The 16,244-nt window shown below is 71.9% G+C and carries 14 protein-coding genes; 8 read left to right on the top strand and 6 right to left on the bottom strand.

Going from position 1 to position 16,244, the window contains the following annotated elements; translation table 11 throughout:
- Positions 1-356 precede the first annotated feature (356 nt).
- Positions 357-1,250, top strand: a complete 894-nt coding sequence (locus tag ACIBG4_RS08195; RefSeq protein ID WP_397201221.1) for an SMP-30/gluconolactonase/LRE family protein — start codon at positions 357-359, stop codon at positions 1,248-1,250.
- Between the two features lie 50 nt (positions 1,251-1,300).
- Here ACIBG4_RS08195 and ACIBG4_RS08190 read toward each other — a convergent pair whose 3' ends face one another.
- Positions 1,301-2,617, bottom strand: coding sequence for a PLP-dependent aminotransferase family protein (locus ACIBG4_RS08190; protein WP_397201220.1), 1,317 nt, complete (start codon positions 2,615-2,617; stop codon positions 1,301-1,303).
- Positions 2,618-2,689: 72 nt separating this feature from the next.
- On the opposite strand from ACIBG4_RS08190, the gene ACIBG4_RS08185 reads away from it, so the two are divergent.
- Positions 2,690-3,607 carry a branched-chain amino acid transaminase gene (locus ACIBG4_RS08185; RefSeq protein WP_397201219.1) on the top strand — a complete coding sequence of 306 codons (918 nt, stop codon included), beginning with the start codon at positions 2,690-2,692 and terminating at the stop codon, positions 3,605-3,607.
- A gap of 197 nt (positions 3,608-3,804) precedes the next feature.
- On the opposite strand, the gene ACIBG4_RS08180 is transcribed toward ACIBG4_RS08185, so the two are convergent.
- Together ACIBG4_RS08180 and ACIBG4_RS08175 are read right to left on the bottom strand one after the other, a co-directional pair.
- Complete coding sequence (locus ACIBG4_RS08180; protein ID WP_397201218.1) at positions 3,805-4,836, bottom strand: hypothetical protein; 1,032 nt, start codon at positions 4,834-4,836, stop codon at positions 3,805-3,807.
- 199 nt (positions 4,837-5,035) lie between these two features.
- Complete coding sequence (locus ACIBG4_RS08175) at positions 5,036-6,115, bottom strand: LacI family DNA-binding transcriptional regulator (protein WP_397201216.1); 1,080 nt, start codon at positions 6,113-6,115, stop codon at positions 5,036-5,038.
- Between the two features lie 176 nt (positions 6,116-6,291).
- Between ACIBG4_RS08175 and ACIBG4_RS08170 the strand changes: the two genes are divergently transcribed.
- From ACIBG4_RS08170 to ACIBG4_RS08155, 4 genes are read left to right on the top strand one after another with little or no spacing between them, the layout of a single operon-like run.
- Entirely contained in the window at positions 6,292-7,218 is a 927-nt protein-coding gene (locus ACIBG4_RS08170; RefSeq protein WP_397201215.1) for a PfkB family carbohydrate kinase, read from the top strand.
- Positions 7,215-8,531, top strand: coding sequence for an ABC transporter substrate-binding protein (locus ACIBG4_RS08165; RefSeq protein ID WP_397201214.1), 1,317 nt, complete (start codon positions 7,215-7,217; stop codon positions 8,529-8,531). Before ACIBG4_RS08170 ends, ACIBG4_RS08165 begins: the two co-directional genes overlap by 4 nt.
- A 4-nt stretch (positions 8,532-8,535) precedes the next feature.
- The gene (locus tag ACIBG4_RS08160; protein ID WP_310716139.1) at positions 8,536-9,423 is read left to right on the top strand and encodes a sugar ABC transporter permease; all 888 of its coding nucleotides are present in this window, start codon (positions 8,536-8,538) and stop codon (positions 9,421-9,423) included.
- Positions 9,420-10,307 (top strand): carbohydrate ABC transporter permease, encoded by an 888-nt coding sequence (locus ACIBG4_RS08155; protein WP_310716141.1) that lies wholly within the window; start codon positions 9,420-9,422, stop codon positions 10,305-10,307. The genes ACIBG4_RS08160 and ACIBG4_RS08155 overlap by 4 nt, the downstream gene beginning before the upstream one ends.
- A gap of 67 nt (positions 10,308-10,374) precedes the next feature.
- Here ACIBG4_RS08155 and ACIBG4_RS08150 read toward each other — a convergent pair whose 3' ends face one another.
- The gene (locus tag ACIBG4_RS08150) at positions 10,375-11,022 is read right to left on the bottom strand and encodes a class I SAM-dependent methyltransferase (RefSeq protein ID WP_397201213.1); all 648 of its coding nucleotides are present in this window, start codon (positions 11,020-11,022) and stop codon (positions 10,375-10,377) included.
- Positions 11,023-11,201: 179 nt separating this feature from the next.
- Here ACIBG4_RS08150 and ACIBG4_RS08145 point away from each other — a divergent pair, with 179 nt between their 5' ends.
- Together ACIBG4_RS08145 and ACIBG4_RS08140 are read left to right on the top strand one after the other, a co-directional pair.
- The gene (locus ACIBG4_RS08145; RefSeq protein WP_397201212.1) at positions 11,202-11,762 is read left to right on the top strand and encodes a TetR/AcrR family transcriptional regulator; all 561 of its coding nucleotides are present in this window, start codon (positions 11,202-11,204) and stop codon (positions 11,760-11,762) included.
- A 64-nt stretch (positions 11,763-11,826) separates the two neighbouring features.
- Positions 11,827-13,872 carry a beta-galactosidase gene (locus ACIBG4_RS08140; RefSeq protein WP_397201211.1) on the top strand — a complete coding sequence of 682 codons (2,046 nt, stop codon included), beginning with the start codon at positions 11,827-11,829 and terminating at the stop codon, positions 13,870-13,872.
- A gap of 60 nt (positions 13,873-13,932) precedes the next feature.
- Here the strand turns inward: ACIBG4_RS08140 and ACIBG4_RS08135 are convergent, their stop codons facing one another.
- The gene (locus tag ACIBG4_RS08135) at positions 13,933-15,276 is read right to left on the bottom strand and encodes an ABC transporter substrate-binding protein (protein ID WP_397201209.1); all 1,344 of its coding nucleotides are present in this window, start codon (positions 15,274-15,276) and stop codon (positions 13,933-13,935) included.
- A gap of 50 nt (positions 15,277-15,326) precedes the next feature.
- Positions 15,327-16,244, bottom strand: coding sequence for a carbohydrate ABC transporter permease (locus ACIBG4_RS08130; protein ID WP_355451563.1), 918 nt, complete (start codon positions 16,242-16,244; stop codon positions 15,327-15,329).

Here is a 16,244-nt window from a genome sequence, read left to right as displayed (position 1 = left end):
ACCGCAGTCCCGCCCATCTCCCCCAAGATCCCCTTACGTCCGGAAGGCAGAGTGCGTGATGTTCAGCTGCTTCCAGGGACACGAACGGCCTTTTTCGAGGAACTGCGACAGCGGGCATGAAAAGGCCGATCCGTCTCCCTGCTTTCGGGCCGCTAAATACCTGTCTCCGCCCGGGCGAGGATTTCGGTCACGCCATTGACCTGGGAAGTAGCCGTAATTCGGTAGTTATCCCACCAGGGCGATGCCGGTCTCCGTGTGTGCCGATGCGGTATTCAGAGCGTCGCCGGATTCCCGCGTGACGATTCGCGGAAGTGCCGGTGACACAATGGCGAGCTTACGGCGACATGATCACACCCATGAAGCGCATCCCCCTCCTCCTCCTCGCGATCGCGCTGTCGACGCTGATCGCCACGCCCGCTCAGGCCGCCGGGCTCCACCCGGTCGTCGTCCGGCCCTACGCCGACCTCACCGAGGGTGTCACCGTCGCGCCGGACGGGACCGTCTACGTCGGACTGCTGTCCAAGGGCGAAATCCGGAAGGTCGACGCCACGGGCGCCGACAGCCTGCTGGCCGCCCTGCCCATCGGCGAAGGCCGGCTGAACGGCCTGGCCACCGACCGGCGCGGCACCGTCTACGCCCTGCTCAACTCCGGCCAGGCGGCCACCAACGGCGTCTGGCGGATCACCCCGGACGGCGACGCCAAGCTCCACGCCGCGCTGCCGGTCGGCTTCGCCAACGCCCTCGCCTTCGGGCCCGACGGCGCTCTCTACGTCACCGACTCCGCACACGGCGTGATCTACCGCGTGGCCGGCGGCAATGCCGCGGTCTGGGTGAAGTCGCCGCTGCTCGCCCCCGGCGCCGACGGCGTGGGAGCGAACGGCGTCGCCTGGCGCTCCGGCGCCTTCTACGTCGCCGTCTCCGACCAGGCGCAGATCGTCCGCGTCCCGTACGGCAGAAGCGGTGCGGCCGGCGTGCCGACCGTCCACGTCAAGGACGCCAAGCTGGCCGGCGCCGACGGCGTGGCCTTCGACGTGCGAGGGCAGCTCTACGTCCCGAGCTTCACGGGCAACACCCTCAACATCGTCCGCGCCGACGGCGACGTGGAGGTCCTTGCCGACAAGCTGGACAGCCCGGCCAGCCTGGCCTTCGACGGCAGGACGCTCTACTTCGCCGACATCGGCGGCAACGGCGCGCCCAGCCTGATGAAGACCCGGACCAAGCTCCCCGGCCGGCCGCTGTTGCGCGGCTGATCCCGGCCTCGTCCCGCCTCGACCGAGAAGCCCCGGCCGTCGCGCCAGGGTCAGCTCCGCCGTGCCCAGGCTCGCGCGAGCGCCGCAACGGCCTGGTCGGCCACCGGCGGCGGCGGGGCGAAGCTGAGGCGCAGGTGATCGCGATGGCGGCCGTCCACCGAGAACAGGGAGCCGGGCGCGACCGCCACCCCCTCCTCGCGGGCCAGCGCCGCGAACCTGTCGCCGTCGGCGCCCGGCAGCCGCACCCACACCGACAGCCCCCCGGCGGGCCGGGTCCACGACCAGTCGGGCAGCCGGTCGGCCAGGGCGGCGGTGAAGCGGTCGCGGCGGCGTGCCAGCTCGGCCAGCCACGGGCCGACGGGGTTGTGCTCCAGCAGTTCGGCGGCCAGCCGCTGCGCCACGGCGCTGGTGGCCAGGTCGGAGTCCAGCTTGACTTCGGTGATCCGGGCCAGCAGCGCCTCGGGCGCCGTCAGCCAGCCGATCCGCAGTCCGCCCCACAGCACCTTGGAGAGCGAGCCCACCGTCACCGTGCCGTGCGGGTGCACCAGGGACAGCGGCTCGGGCGGCGCGGCGCCGTCGTGGACGAGACGGGCCAGGGCGCGATCCTCGACCAGCGGCACTGCGGCGGCCCTGGCCAGCTCGGCGACATGCCGCAGGTCGGGCACGGCTCCGGTCGGGTTGCCGACGCATGCCACGTAGACGGCGGCCGGGCGATGGCGGGCGAAGGCGGCCTCGGTGGCTCCGGGGTCGGTGAGGTCCACCGCGACGGCGTGCGCCCCGGTCCTGCGGAACGCCGCGAGCGCCCCGACGTACGTGGGGTCGCCGACGAGTACGCGCTCCCCCGCCCGCAGCAGCGTGCGCGCGGCCAGGTCGATGCCCTGCTGCGCCCCTCCGGTGATCAGCACGGACCCGTCCGCCGCCGCGGCGTCGCCGGAGCCGAGCAGGGCGCGCAGGCGTGGGTCGCCCATGGCGTCGTAGCCGTGGCCGCTCGGGCTGCGCAGCAGCGTGGCCGGATCGAGCGGCGGCATCGCCAGGTGGGAGGCGTCGGGCACGACGGAGGTCGACAGGTCCGCGGGCAGGACGGCATCGGTGAGCAGCCCCGCCATGGACCGCGTCCGGGTGACGTAGGTGCCACTGCCGTGGCGGCGCTCGCACAGCCCCTCCTCGCACAGGGCGTTGTAGGCGGTCGCCACCGTGCCCCGGCTCATGCCGACGGCCTGCGCCAGCTCCCGCTCCGACGGCAGCCGGTCGCCGGGTGCGAGGGCGCCGGTCTGGGCGAGGTCGGCCAGCGCACCCGCCAGCCGGCGGCTCGGCGGCCCCTGGTGCAGCCGGATCCGGTCGAGGACCAGCGTGACGAGTGCTTCCATGTGGCACATACTAGCTTGCCACTTCGCCAAGCAGTGGCGTACCGTGCTGATCCACTTGAGGAGGTGGCGTCCATGGAGACCGGCCGCATCTGGATGGACGGGACGCTCGTCCCGTGGGGCGAGGCCCGGGTCCACGTGCTCTCGCACGCGCTGCACTACGGCACGGGCGTGCTGGAGGGGACGCGGGCGTTCGACACCGGTGCGGGGCCGGCCGTCTTCCGGCTGCGCGAGCACCTCGAACGGCTCCACCGCAGCGCCCGGATCGTGGGGATGCGGGTGCCGTACGAGGTGGAGGAGCTGGAGGCGGCCACGCTGGAGACCGTCGCCGCCAACGGCCACCGCGCCTGCTACATCCGCCACCTCGTGCACCGCGGCTACGGCGAGCTGGGCCTGGCCGCGCGCGCCAACCCGGTCGTGGTGTCGATCGCGACGTGGGAGTGGGAGGCGCCGGCCGCCGGCCTACGGTTGATGACCAGTTCGTGGCGGCGCAACGACCAGGCGGCCGTGCCGACGGCCGCCAAGGCGACGGGCCCCTACCTCAACTCGGTGCTGGCCAAGGCCGAGGCGGTCGAGGCCGGCTACGACGAGGCGGTGCTGCTGAACGCCGCAGGCCAGGTCAGTGAGTGCACCGCCGCCAACCTGTTCGTGGTCCGCGACGGGCGGGTCAGCACCCCGCAGTCGAGCGCGGGGGCACTGGAGGGCATCACGCAGGACACCGTCGAACGCCTGGCCGCCGACCTCGGGATGCCGGTGACAAGGCACGACGTGATGCGTTCCGACCTCTACGGCGCCGATGAGGTCTTCCTGTGCGGCACCGCCGCCGGGGTGGTGCCGGTGCGCTCGGTCGACGGGCGCGAGCTGGCCGCGCCCGGACCGGTGACGAGCGCGCTGGCTGCCGCCTACGCGGAGGCCGTGCATGGCCGCGCCCCCCGCTACCGGCACTGGCTGACCCCGGTCCGACCGCGCCTGGCGGCCGACCTGCTCCCCTGAGCCGGGGCGGCCGCGGCGATGCCCAGGCGACGGTCAAGAGGGCGTGCGTAACGGCGGCCGACCCCGTGCGGGTTCAGCGGCCGTCTTCCTGGAGGCCCTCGGTCCCACTTGTCGCCCGCGATCCAGGAACTCAGCGCCTGCAGTGGGGCGGAAGCCGTCGAGATCGCCGAGGAGAAAGGACGGGCCGGGCCGAGTCGTCAGGCGGGCGTGGAGGCGAGCCAGGCGACGGTGTCGCGGAGCCCGGCCCACGCCTGCTCGCTGTCGGGCCCGCCGTCGTGCGGCGCGCGGAACCAGCCGGCGAAGGCGGCCACGTCGTCGAGCGCCCACCGCAGCCGGTAGCCGTCCAGGAGGGACCGGTCGGGACGGTGACCGGTCGCCTCGGCGTAGCGGTCGAGGTCCGCCGGGGCCTCGGCGACGTGCCACAGGTCGCGCTCGGGCGGCGCGAGCCCCACGGTGTCCCAGTCGATGAGCATGCTCCGGTCACGCAGGGTGAGCACGTTGCCGGGATGGGGCTCGCCATGGGTCACGACGTGCCGGTGCCCGTCCAGCTCCCCGGTCAGCCGGTCCAGCTCGGCGAGCCGGGCGCGCAGCACGCCCGCGTGGGCGGACAGCAGCGCACGCGCGCGTTCCCCGAACGGGCCGCCACGCCGGCGGGCCGCCCGGTCGTCCGGCGCGTCGCTCAGGGCGTCGTCCAGGGCCTGTTCCAGGCCGGCGCGCTGGGGCAGGGCCGCCGGTGCGACGGGGAGCGAGGCCGGGGGCTCCGCCTGGTGGAGGCGGGCGAGCAGGTCGATGACGCGGTGCCGCGCGCCGGGCGTGAGGGACTGGCCGAAGTGACCCGGCGCGCCGGGGACGAACGGGAGGACGCCGACGGCGTGACGGGCCCCGAGCCGCCGCACGGTCCCGCCGCCCTCGGCGGCTCGCACGGGCGCCACGACGAAGTCGAGCCCGCCGTGTTCGCGCAGGTGAACGGCAGTGTCCATGGCTCTCGTCAGCCCACGGTACGCGGCGTCAGGCCCGGTACCGAGATACTCCTTGGCCGCCAGATCCGCCACGGTGACGAACCATTTCCGCCCGGCGGGAGGGCCCTGGGCCGGGGGGACGGTGGCGATCCAGTGGTAGTCGCCGAAGCCCACAGGCGCATACTCCAGGGACACGGACGACCCAATCCCCCACGCCGCCAGGGCATGCCGCACGTCCTCGTCGCCGACGCCCTCCGGCCGCTCCCTCACGCCCCCAAGGCTAACCAGCCGCCCGAGCCACCGTCATCCCGTTAACTCCGCGCAACCAGGATGCCCCGGCGACGGCCAAGAAGGCGCGCGTAACGGCGGCCGGCCCCGTGCGGGTTCAGCGGGCGTCTCCCTGGAGGCCCCCAGCCACGTACGGCGACCGGCGCCGACCAGGCGGAGCCGTACCGGAAAGTCCCAAAAACTACCGGGAAGACGCGGACTCCCGCTCGATGAAACGGGTCGGCAGCCTCCGGTGGGTGAAGCGTTTGTCGCTGCCCTGGACGCGGTCGAGCAGCAGCCGCCCCGCCTCCGCCCCCAGCTCGTAGATCGGCTGCGCCACCACGCTCAGCGGCGGCGAGATCGCCTCGGCCCAGTCCGCGTCGTCGAAGGCCACCAGCGACACGTCCACCGGGCAGCGCAGCCCGAGCCCTCGCAGCGCCTGGAGCACCCCCAGCGCCAGGAGGCTGTCCAGGGCGAGGATCGCCGTCGGCGGGTCCGGCAGCGCAAGCAGGCGCCGGGTGGCGGCGGCCGCGTCCTCCCGCCGGAAGCCCTCGGCGCTCACCAGCTCCGGCCGGGGCTCGACCCCCGCCTCCACCAGCGCGTCGCGGTAGCCGGCGGCGCGCGCGCCGACCGTGGTGGCCGCCAGCCGCTCCACCCCCCGCAGGCCGGGACGGGACAGCTTGGCACGGAGCTTCTCATCGCCGCCGGTCAGTAATGCGACCGACCGGTGCCCGAGCTTGAGCAGCCGCTCGGTGGCGTCCTTGGCGGCGGCCCGGTTGTCGATGCCGACCGTGTCGGCATCGAGACCGGGCACCCGCCGGTCGAGCAGCACGATCGGGATGCCGGCGTCCACGACGGCCTGCAGGGCGTCGCGGTCGGCGACGTCCGTCGGGGCCACGACGAGGCCGTCCACGCGGCGCTCGGCGAGCACGCTCAGCGCCTTGCGTTCGAGCACGAGGTCCTCGTCGGTGTTGACGAGCAGCACCTCCCAGCCGCGCTCGTGGGCGGCGTCGGCGATGCCGCGCAGGGCACGCGAGAAGAACGGGTTCTCGATGTCGGGCACGAGCACGCCGAGCGTGTGGGTCAGCCCCGTGATCATGCTGCGGGCCAGGCTGTTGGGCCGGTAGCCGAGGCGTTCGGCGGCGGCCAGGACGGCCTCGCGGCTCTTCCGGCTCACCGAGCCGTAGCCGCCCAGAGCCCGGCCGGCCGTCGCGGTGGAGACGCCCGCCTCCTTGGCGACGATCTCGATCGACGGCATGGCCCGCCGGACGCTGCCGCTCATGCGCACCCCCGGTGCTGCTTGGTCGTGTCCTGGACATCATCCCTCCGCGAGGAGCGCGAAAGAGGTGATCAACGGGCCACGGTAGCGGATTCGGCGGCAACCCTTGACATGGGTCCCACAGATTGAGAACGTTCTCACCCAAGTGAGTGAGAACCTTCCCAGTCACAGGAGCCCGTGTGAACCCACGCCTGGTTGCCGTCGGCGACAACGTCGTCGACTGCTACCCCGACCTCGGCGTCATGTATCCCGGCGGGAACGCCGTCAACGTCGCCGTCCACGCCCGGAGGCTCGGCGCCGACTCAGGCTACCTGGGCGTCGTGGGCACCGACGCGGCGGGCCGGGTGGTCAGCGCCGCGCTCGCCGGCGAGGGTGTGGACCTGTCCCTGCTGCGCACCGCCGAGGGGCCGAACGCCTCCGCGACCGTCCGCCTGGTCGCCGGGGAGCGCAAGTTCACCGGCGGGCAGGACGGGGTCTCCCGGTTCCGCCTCTCCCCCGCCGACCTCGAACGGCTGGCCGAGGCCGACCTCGTCCACACCGGCGAGTGCTCCTTACTGGAGGACCAGCTTCCGGAGCTGGCCACGGCCGCGCGGCGGCTGTCGTTCGACTTCTCCGAGCGCCCCCGGGAGTACATCGAGACCCACGCCCGCCACGCCGGCATCGCGATCCTGTCGTCCCCGTCCGGCTCGCGCGACGAGGCGCTCGCGCTGGCCCGCCGGGTACGGGACCTCGGCCCCTCACTCGTCGCGGTGACGCTCGGCTCCCACGGAGCCGTGCTCGTCAGCGGCGACGAGACGGCCTGGGCCCCCGCCGAGCCGGTGGACGTGGTCGACACCCTGGGAGCCGGCGACGCGTTCATCGCCCGCCTGCTCGTCGGCGCCGTCCGCGGCGAGAACCTGCCGGACCTCGCCGCGGCCGCCACCGCCTACGCCTCCCACGCCTGCGCCTCGTACGGGGCATTCGGGCACGAGGCCCCCCTCGACGCCACCCTCGCCACCCCCCAGGCCCCGGAGCCGGAGACGCTCCCCAACCCCTCCGGGGCCGAGCCGCCCCGGAACGCCTCCGGGGCCGAGGCAACGATGCCCAAGAGCAAGGAGTCAGCATGAACAAGCACCGCTGGAGCGCGCTCTCGCTGGTCACCGTCCTCGTCGCCGCGGCCGGCTGCGGCGGCGGCGGGTCCGACGCGGCGCCCGGCAAGGCCGACCTGGCCGCGCCCAAGGAGAAGTCGGGCACGCTGACGATGGTGACCAAGTTCGCCTCCCCGGAGTACGCCCCGTACTTCGAGAAGGTGGTGGCCGCCTACGAGCAGGCCAACCCGAAAGTGGACATCAAGCTGGAGCAGGTCGGCGACCAGGCCTACAAGGACAAGATCCGCGTGCTGAGCGCGTCGCGCGACCTGCCCGACATCTACTTCTCGTGGGCGGGCGACTTCACCAACAAGTTCGTCCGTGCCGGTCTGGCGGCCGACCTGACGAGCGTCCTCGGCCCCGGCACCCCGTGGGGCTCGACGTTCGCCCCGGCGGCGCTCAAGGCGTTCGAGTACAGCGGCAAGAACTACGGCATGCCGATCGACCTCGACGGCAAGTACCTCGCCTACAACAAGACGGTCTTCGACAAGGCGGGCGTCGCCGTTCCGAAATCGTTCGAGGAGCTGCTGACCACCTGCGACAAGCTGAAGGCGGCCGGCGTGCAGCCGATCGCGTTCGGCAACCAGTACGGCTGGGCGGCCATCCACTACATCACCCAGCTCAACGCCTACGACGTGCCGGCCCGGACGCTGACCGCCGACTACAACCCCGCCGGCGGCGCGTTCACCGACCCCGGCTACGTCACGGCGCTCAAGCAGTTCGCCGACCTGGTGGGCCGGTGCGGCACCAAGGACGCCAACGGGCTGTCGCACGAGACCGCGCAGGCGCAGTTCCTGTCCGGCAAGGCGGGCATGCACTACCTGGAGTCGGTCGAGTTCGAGGCGGTCGAGAAGGTCAAGCCGCCGCTCGAGTGGAGCTTCTTCCGGCTGCCCGCGCCGTCCGGCGCCACCGGCGACGCCTCGGCGCTCACGGGCGCGCCCGACGGGTTCCTGGTCAACGCCAGGAGCAAGAACGCGGGGCTGGCGGTGGACTTCCTGACGTTCATGTCAAGCCAGGAGAACGCGGCGGCGATGACCAAGGAGATCGGCTGGCTCAGCCCGGTGAAGGGCTCGGCGGCCGCGGCCAACGCCAACAAGCAGCTCACCGACGCCCTGGCCGACATGGACAAGGCCGGAAATTTCGCGATCTGGCTGGACACGATCACCCACGCTGAGGTCGCCAGCGCGTACCTGTCCGGCGTCGAGGGCATGCTGTCCGGCTCCCGGACCCCCGAGCAGGTCATGACCGGCGTCCGCGAGGCGGCCGCGAAGGCGAAGAAGGAAGTCGGTTGATGCCATGGGCGCCTTGCTGACCCGCTGGCGCGCCTGGGTATGGGTGCTGCCCGCCGTCGCCCTGCTGCTGGTGTTCGTCTACTACCCGATCGTGGACAACCTGCGGCTGAGCTTCTTCTCCTGGAACGCCTTCTCCCCCGAGCCCCGGTTCGTGGGTCTGGACAACTACCGCGAGACGTTCACCGACCCGGTGTTCTGGCGGGCGTTGCTCAACAACATCGCCTACGCCGTCGTCTCCCTGGTCTTCCAGGCCGGCCTGTCGCTGGTGCTCGCGGCGCTGCTGGAGGAGCTCGTCGGCAAGCGGCTGCGCGGGCTGCTGCGCACGCTGTACTTCATCCCGGCCGCCATGTCGATCACCGTCGCGGGCGTCCTGTTCTCCTTCCTCTACAACCCCAGGTACGGGCTGGTGAACGAGGCGCTGCGGGCCGTGGGCCTCGGCCACCTGGCCCGGGCCTGGCTCGGCGAGGAGTCGTCGGCCATCTGGAGCGTCATCGGGATGAGCCAGTGGCAGGGGGTCGGCTACACCGCCGTGCTGTTCGTGGTGGCCATGCAGCGCATCCCGCGCGAGTACTACGAGGCCGCCAAGGTCGACGGCAGCGGGGCGGTCCGCACGTTCTTCTCGATCACGCTGCCGATGGTCCGGGAGATGACGACGCTGATCGTCATCCTCACGGTCTCCGGGGCGTTCCTCGTCTTCAACGAGGTCATGGTGATGACGGCCGGCGGCCCGGACAACTCCAGCCAGGTGCTCGGCACGTGGCTGTACCGCAAGGCCTTCTTCGAGGACGACATGGGCTACGCCGCGTCCGTGGCCACGGTGATCTTCGTCATCACGTTCGCCATCGCGGCCGCGCAGCTGGCCGTGTCCCGACGCCGGAGGTATGACACGTGATCGCGCTGAACTCCGCGCTCGACGGCCGGGCCGCCGCCCGGCACCGGCCCCGCGCCAGCGTGGGCTTCCGGACCGTGGTGGGGCGGGTGCTGGGATGGACCCTGCTCGGGGCGTTCGCCGTGGCTGTGCTGTACCCGGTGCTGTGGATGGTGCTCAGCGGGTTCAAGGACAACCAGGAGATCTTCAACCAGCCGTGGGGGCTGCCCGGCGAGCTGCGCTGGAGCAACTACGCCCGTGCCTGGGACACGGGTGTGGTCCGCTACTTCACCAACAGCGTCATCGTCACCTCGGCGTCGATCGTGGCCACCACGCTGATCAGCGCCTGGGCGGCGTACGGGCTGTGCCGGCTCAAGCTGCCGTTCGGCAACGCCGTGGCGCTGCTCGTGCTGGGCGGGCTGCTGCTGTCGCCGACGGTGGCGCTCATCCCGCTGTTCCGGCTGCTGACCGCGATCGGGCTGTTCGACACGTACTGGGCGCTGATCGTGCTCTACACGGCCTTCCGCATCCCGTTCACGATCTTCCTGATCCGGGCGTACATGATCGAGCTGCCGCGCTCCGTGGACGAGGCGGCCACGATCGACGGGGCGTCGAAGGCGCAGATCTTCTGGCGGGTCGTCCTGCCGATGTCGCGGCCGATCCTGGTGTCGGCGGCGCTGCTGCAGGCGCTGTTCGCGTGGAACGAGTTCGCGTTCGCGCTGGTGTTCGTCAGTGACGAGTCGCTGAAGACGCTGCCGGTGGGCCTGGTGTCGATGCAGAGCCGGCTCCTGACGGACTGGCCGGTGGTGCTGGCCGGTCTCACCATGGCGGCGCTGCCCACGATCGTGCTGTTCCTGGTGGGGCAGCGCCAGTTCCTGCGCGGGCTGACGGAGGGCGTCGGCAAGTAGGCGCGGCTCCGGCGCCGGGGCCGCGCCCGTCTCCTCGGACCGACCCGCACGGGCCGACCAGCGATCTTCACGGGCGGATCGCTCGGGCGTACCACAGGAGCGGCTTCAGACGCCCCGTCGACTCGACGCGGAACCCGGCGTCCGGGATCAGGGCGGCGAGCAGCTCCGGCATCGGCTGCCGCATGGCGGGTCCGGCCAGGACGTCCGCCACCCGGGCGCCCAGCGGGTTGGCCGGGGGACGGAACTCCGCGACGAGCAGGCGCCCGCCGGGCCGCACGACCCGGAACATCTCCCGCATCGCGTCGGCGCGCGCGGCGACGGGCATGTGGTGGACCGCCAGGCTGCAGACGACGAGGTCGAAGGACCCGTCGGAGAACGGCAGGGCCTGCCCCTCTCCGGTCTGGTAGACGCAGTTGGCCGGGGCGCGCCGCCGGGCGTGGTCGATCATCGCCGGGGCCGGGTCCAGCCCGGTCACCCGCCCCTCCGGCCCGGCCAGCGGCGACAGCACCCGCGTGAGGTAGCCGGTGCCGCAGCCGACGTCGAGGACCCGCTCCCCCGGCCGGACCCCGGCCAGCGCGGCGATCTGGGTGAAGACGAGCAGGCGCCGCCCGGCGAAGCCGATCTCGGCCATGACCTCGTAGGCGCGTGGGTGGTCGATGGTGCCGCCGCCGTCCTCGTGGTCGTGGCGATGCCGCACGAGATCCTGCAGTTTCATGGCTCTCCCCTGTTCCCGAACGATGTGTTCGTTTATAAATGCTCTGTTCACTAGGAGGGCCGGGTCAACGAGCAGATGGGGCTCGGTGTCCCGTACGGAACAGGAGCGGTGAGGTGTCCGGAAACCACGGCGAGGCCCGACGGAACAGCGGCCCCCGCCGGGACGGGGTCGATCGGCGCGTGCGGCGTTCCCGGCGGGCCGTGCGCGAGGCGCTGATCGAGCTGATCCTGGAGAAGGGGTACGAGGCGGTGACGGTGACCGACATCATCGACCGCGCCGACGTCGGCCGCACGACGTTCTACGCGCACTTCACCGACAAGCAGGCGGTGCTGTTCAGCGACCTGGATGATCTGCGGGACCTGCTGCGGCCGGCCCCGGGGTCGAGGCCGGAAACGCCCTTCGCCTTCAGCCTGCCGCTGTTCGAGCACGTGTACGAGCAGCGGCGGCTGGTCAGAGCGCTGCTGGGGCGGCGTGGCGGGTCTGCCGTGAGTGCGCGCGGCGAGCGGATCCTGGGCGACGTGGTGCGGGCGGAGCTGGCCGCGGCGCTGCCGCCGGGGCACGTGCCCCCGGTCTCGCTGGAGCTGGCGGTGACCTGTGTGGTGGGCGCGTTCATGGCGCTGATCCGGGGCTGGGCGGACGGCGAGCTCACCGCGACGCCGGCCGACATGGACGCCGCCTTCCGCGCCGTGGTGATGCCGGGAGTCTCGGCGATGCTGGCGAGCGCCGCCGGCGACGCCTGACCCGCCTGTCGATGGCGGATGCGGTAGCCTATGTTTACGTAAACATCGGTCTGCAGGAGTAGCAGTGACAGCTCATCAGGCACCCCGCTGGCTTCGCTGGCCCTCGGACACCTCCCGCGGACGCCTCGCCTTCGGCGCGGACTACAACCCGGAGCAGTGGCCCCCGGACGTGTGGCAGGACGACGTCCGGGCGATGCGCCGGGCCGGGGTGAACATCGTGTCGCTGGCGATCTTCTCCTGGGCCCGCCTCCAGCCACGCGCGGACCGGTGGGCCTTCGACTGGCTGGACCAGGTGATGGACCTGCTCCACGCGAACGGCATCGCCGTGGACCTGGCGACCGCGACCGCGTCCCCGCCGCCGTGGCTGACCACCGCGCACCCCGAGATCCTCCCCGTCGACCACGACGGCCGCACCCTGTGGCCCGGAGCGCGCCAGCACTGGCGCCCGACGTCACCGGTCTTCCGCGAGCACGCCCTGCGCCTGGTCCGGGCCATGGCCGAGCGGTACGGCGGCCACCCGGCCCTGGCCGCGTGGCACGTGAACAACGAGCTGGGCTGCCACAACGTCTACGACTTCTCCGACGACGCCGCCGCGGCCTTCCGTACCTGGCTGCGCAAGAGGTACGGCACGATCGAGAGGCTCAACCGGGCCTGGGCGACGACGTTCTGGTCGCAGGAGTACGGCGCGTGGGAGGAGATTCTGCCGCCGCGCCTGGCCGCGTCCTACCCCAACCCGACCCAGCAGCTCGACTTCAAGCGGTTCTCCTCGGACGCGCTGAAGGACTACCTGCGGGCGGAGCGGAGCGTGCTGACCGAGCTCACCCCCGAGATCCCGGTCACCACCAACTTCATGGTCATGGGCGAGACCAAGGGGATGGACTTCGCCGACTGGGCGCGCGAGATCGACTTCGTCTCCAACGACCACTACCTGCTGACCGGCCCGCAGGCCCAGGACGAGCTGTCGTTCTCGGCCAACCTGACCGGCATGCTGGCCGGGGGCGAGCCCTGGTTCCTGATGGAGCACTCCACCAGCGCGGTGAACTGGCAGCCGGTCAACCTGGCCAAGAGGCCCGGCGGCATGGCCCGGGACTCGCTGACCCACGTCGCGTACGGGGCGGACGCCGTGTGCTTCTTCCAGTGGCGGCAGTCGGCGGGCGGAGCCGAGAAGTACCACTCGGCGATGATCCCGCACGCCGGCACCGACAGCGAGGTGTTCCGGTCGGTCGTGGACCTCGGCGCGACCCTGGAGGCGCTCGCCCCCGTCGCGGGGACGCGGCGTCGCCGGGCCGCGGCGGCGATCGTGTTCGACTGGGACTCGTGGTGGGCGAGCGAGCTGGACTCCCATCCCACCTCCCGCCTGCGGTACCGGCAGGAGGCGCTGGACTGGTTCTCGGCGTTCGCGGCGGCGGGCGTGCGGGTGGACGTGATCGGCTCCGCCGACGACTTCTCGCACTACGACCTGCTCGTCGCCCCGGTCCTGTACGTGGTGCCGCGGGCGCTCGCCGACCGCCTCGCCGCGTACGTGACCGACGGCGGCCATCTCGTCACCACGTACTTCTCCGGCATCGTCGACGAGAACGACCACGTGTGGCTCGGCGGTCATCCCGGCGCGCTGCGCGATCTGCTCGGCATCCGGATCGAGGAGTTCGGCCCGCTGCTCGACGGTGACCGGGCCGACCTCGACCTCGGCGTGTCCGGCACCCTGTGGAGCGACCGGATCGACGTCACCGGGAGCGACGTCAAGGTCGTCGCCTCCTACACGTCCGGCGACCAGGCGGGCCGGCCCGCGATCACCACGCGCCCCGTCGGCACCGGCTCGGCGTCCTACGTCTCGACCAGGCTCGGACCCGAGGGGCTTCGGCCGGTGCTGTCCCTGCTCCTGGCCACGAGCGGGGTGCGTTCCGAGCTTCCCGCCGCCGTCGCCGGAGCGGTGGAGCTGGCCGTGCGGACCGGTGACGACGCCGACCACTGGTTCCTCATCAACCGCACCGACGAGAGCGTCGTCGTGGACGGCGTGGCGGGCGAGGTGCTCCGGGGGCCGTGCCTGGCCGCCGGCCTGACCCTGGGCCCCCGCCAGGTGTGCGTCCTACGCCGCCCGCACGGGTCCTGACGGGGACATGACCGGGCGGGTGGGGGTGTCCCGCGACCGGCCTCGACGGTTCTCGTGCGGTTACCGGACCGTGAAGCCCTGCTCCTGGCCGTACTTCACGGAGGCGTCCTGCCACGCCTTCAGGCCGTCCTGCAGCGTGGTGCCGCTGATGTACGCCTTGCCGACGGTGTCGTTGAAGACGCTGTTGGCGTAGACCTGGTAGGGCAGGTAGGACCAGCCGGGGACGACCTGGCTCGCCGACTCGGCGAGAACCTGGTTGATCTGCTGGTCGCCGAAGTACGCGAACTTCTTGTCGCGGAAGGCCGGGGACTCCAGCTGCGCCTTGGTGGCCGGGAACGCGCCGCCGTCCACGCGGGCCTGCGCACCCTCGTCGACACTGGCGTACTTGGCGAAGGCGTAGGCCAGCTTCTTGCCGGCGGCGGCCTCCGGGACGGCCAGCGAGCTGCCGCCGTTCTCCGAGGTGGCCTTGCCGCCGCTCTCCCACTGCGGCATGGGCGCGACCCGCCACTTGCCGGCCCCGGCCTTGACACCGGTCTCGAGGTTGGCGGGCATCCAGGCGCCGATCACGAGCGTGGCGATGCTGCCGTCACCGAGGCCCTTGTACCAGGCGTCGCTCCACGAGCTGACCGGCGCGACGAGCTTGCCGCTGACGAGCTGCTGCCAGGCCGAGGTGAACTTCTGCGTACCGGTGTCGGCGAAGTTGACGCTCACCTTGGTCCCGTCGACCTGGTAGGGCTTGCCGCCGGCCTGCCAGATCATGCTGGTGGTGAAGCCGGCGTCGCCGGTGTCGTTGGTGATGTACGCCTTCGGGTCGGCGTCGTGCAGCTTCTTGGCCGCCGCGATGTACTCGTCCCAGGTCGCCGGCACTTCGATCTTGTGCTTGTCGAAGACGTCCTTGTTGTAGAACAGGGCCATCGGGCCGGAGTCCATGGGCAGGCCGTAGATCCCGCTGCCGGAGTGGACGGCGCCCCACGGGCCGGGGGTGAAGGTGCCGTCGAGCTTGTCCGCGCCGAAGGCCGTCAGATCGGCGACCGCCTTGCCGAGCGCGAACTGCGGCAGGGCGTAGTACTCGATCTGGGCGACGTCGGGGACGCCGGAGCCGGCCTTGACCGCGTTCTGCAGGGCGGTGTACTGGTCGTTGCCGGTGCCGGCGTTGACCAGGTTGACCTTGACCTTCGGGTACTTGGTCTGGAAGTCGGCGACCACCTTCTTCAGGGTGGGCTCCCACGCCCAGACCGTGATGCTGCCGCCGGCGTCCAGCGCCGCCTGGAGGTCGTCGGTGGACGCGCCCTGGGTGGCGGCGGCCCCGGAGCCGCCGTCACCGGAGGAGCCACAGGCGGTGGCGAGCAGCGACACCGACAGCGCGGCGCCCAGCAGGAGGGCATGGCGGCGGGTTATCGTCATGGATGGCCCTTTCATGGGGTGTGCCTGGAGACGGTCGGGCGTGGCGTCGGTCATCCCTTGACGCTTCCGGCCGACAGCCCCGACTGCCAGTACCGCTGGAGCAGCAGGAACGCCGCGATCAGCGGGACGATGGTGAGCAGTGATCCGGTGATCACGAGGTTGAAGATGGCCTCACCGCCCGCGGTGGACGCCTGGCGGTTCCAGCTGTTGAGGCCGAGCGTCAGCGGATACCAGTCCGGGTCCTTGAGCATGATCAGCGGCAGGAAGTAGTTGTTCCAGGTCGCGACGACGGTGAACAGCAGGACCGTGACGATCCCGGGCGCCAGCAGCGGCAGGCTGATGCGGAAGAACGTCTGGAACTCCCGGGCCCCGTCCACGCGCGCCGATTCGAGGATCTCGTCGGGGACGGCGTCGGAGGCGAACGTCCACATGAGGTAGAGGCCGAACGGCGAGACGAGCGACGGGATGATGATCGCCCAGGGGGTGTCGGTCAGGCCGAGGCCGGAGAACATGAGGAAGGTGGGGACGGCCAGCGCGGTCCCGGGGACCGCGACCGCCCCGATGACGATCGCGAAGACGGCCTTCTTGCCGGGGAAGTCGAACTTCGCCAGCCCGTACCCGGCGATCGTCGCCAGCAGCGTCGCGCCGCCCGCGCCGACGACGACGTAGAGCAGGGTGTTGAGCAGCCAGCGGGTGAAGATGCCGCCGCCGTAGGTGAAGGTGTCGCCGATGTTGGCGAACAGGGCGAAGTCGCCGTCGAACCACAGGCCGAACGTGCCGAGCAGCCCTTCCTGCGTCTTGGTCGCGTTGATCACGAGCCAGGCCAGCGGGAGCAGCGTGTAGAGGAGCATGATCGCGGTCAGCGCGGTCAGCGTGGCGCTGCGCCGCCTCCGCGGTGACCTGCGCCGGATCACCAGAGGACCGGAGGAGGTCCGCGCGCGGCGGGGAGCGTGGGTGGTGGCTGTCAT

This window comes from Nonomuraea sp. NPDC050383 (assembly GCF_044459125.1).
Classification (GTDB): Bacteria; Actinomycetota; Actinomycetes; order Streptosporangiales; family Streptosporangiaceae; genus Nonomuraea.
Note: the sequence above shows the minus strand (reverse complement) of the source record. Positions and strands in the feature narration are given on the sequence as shown.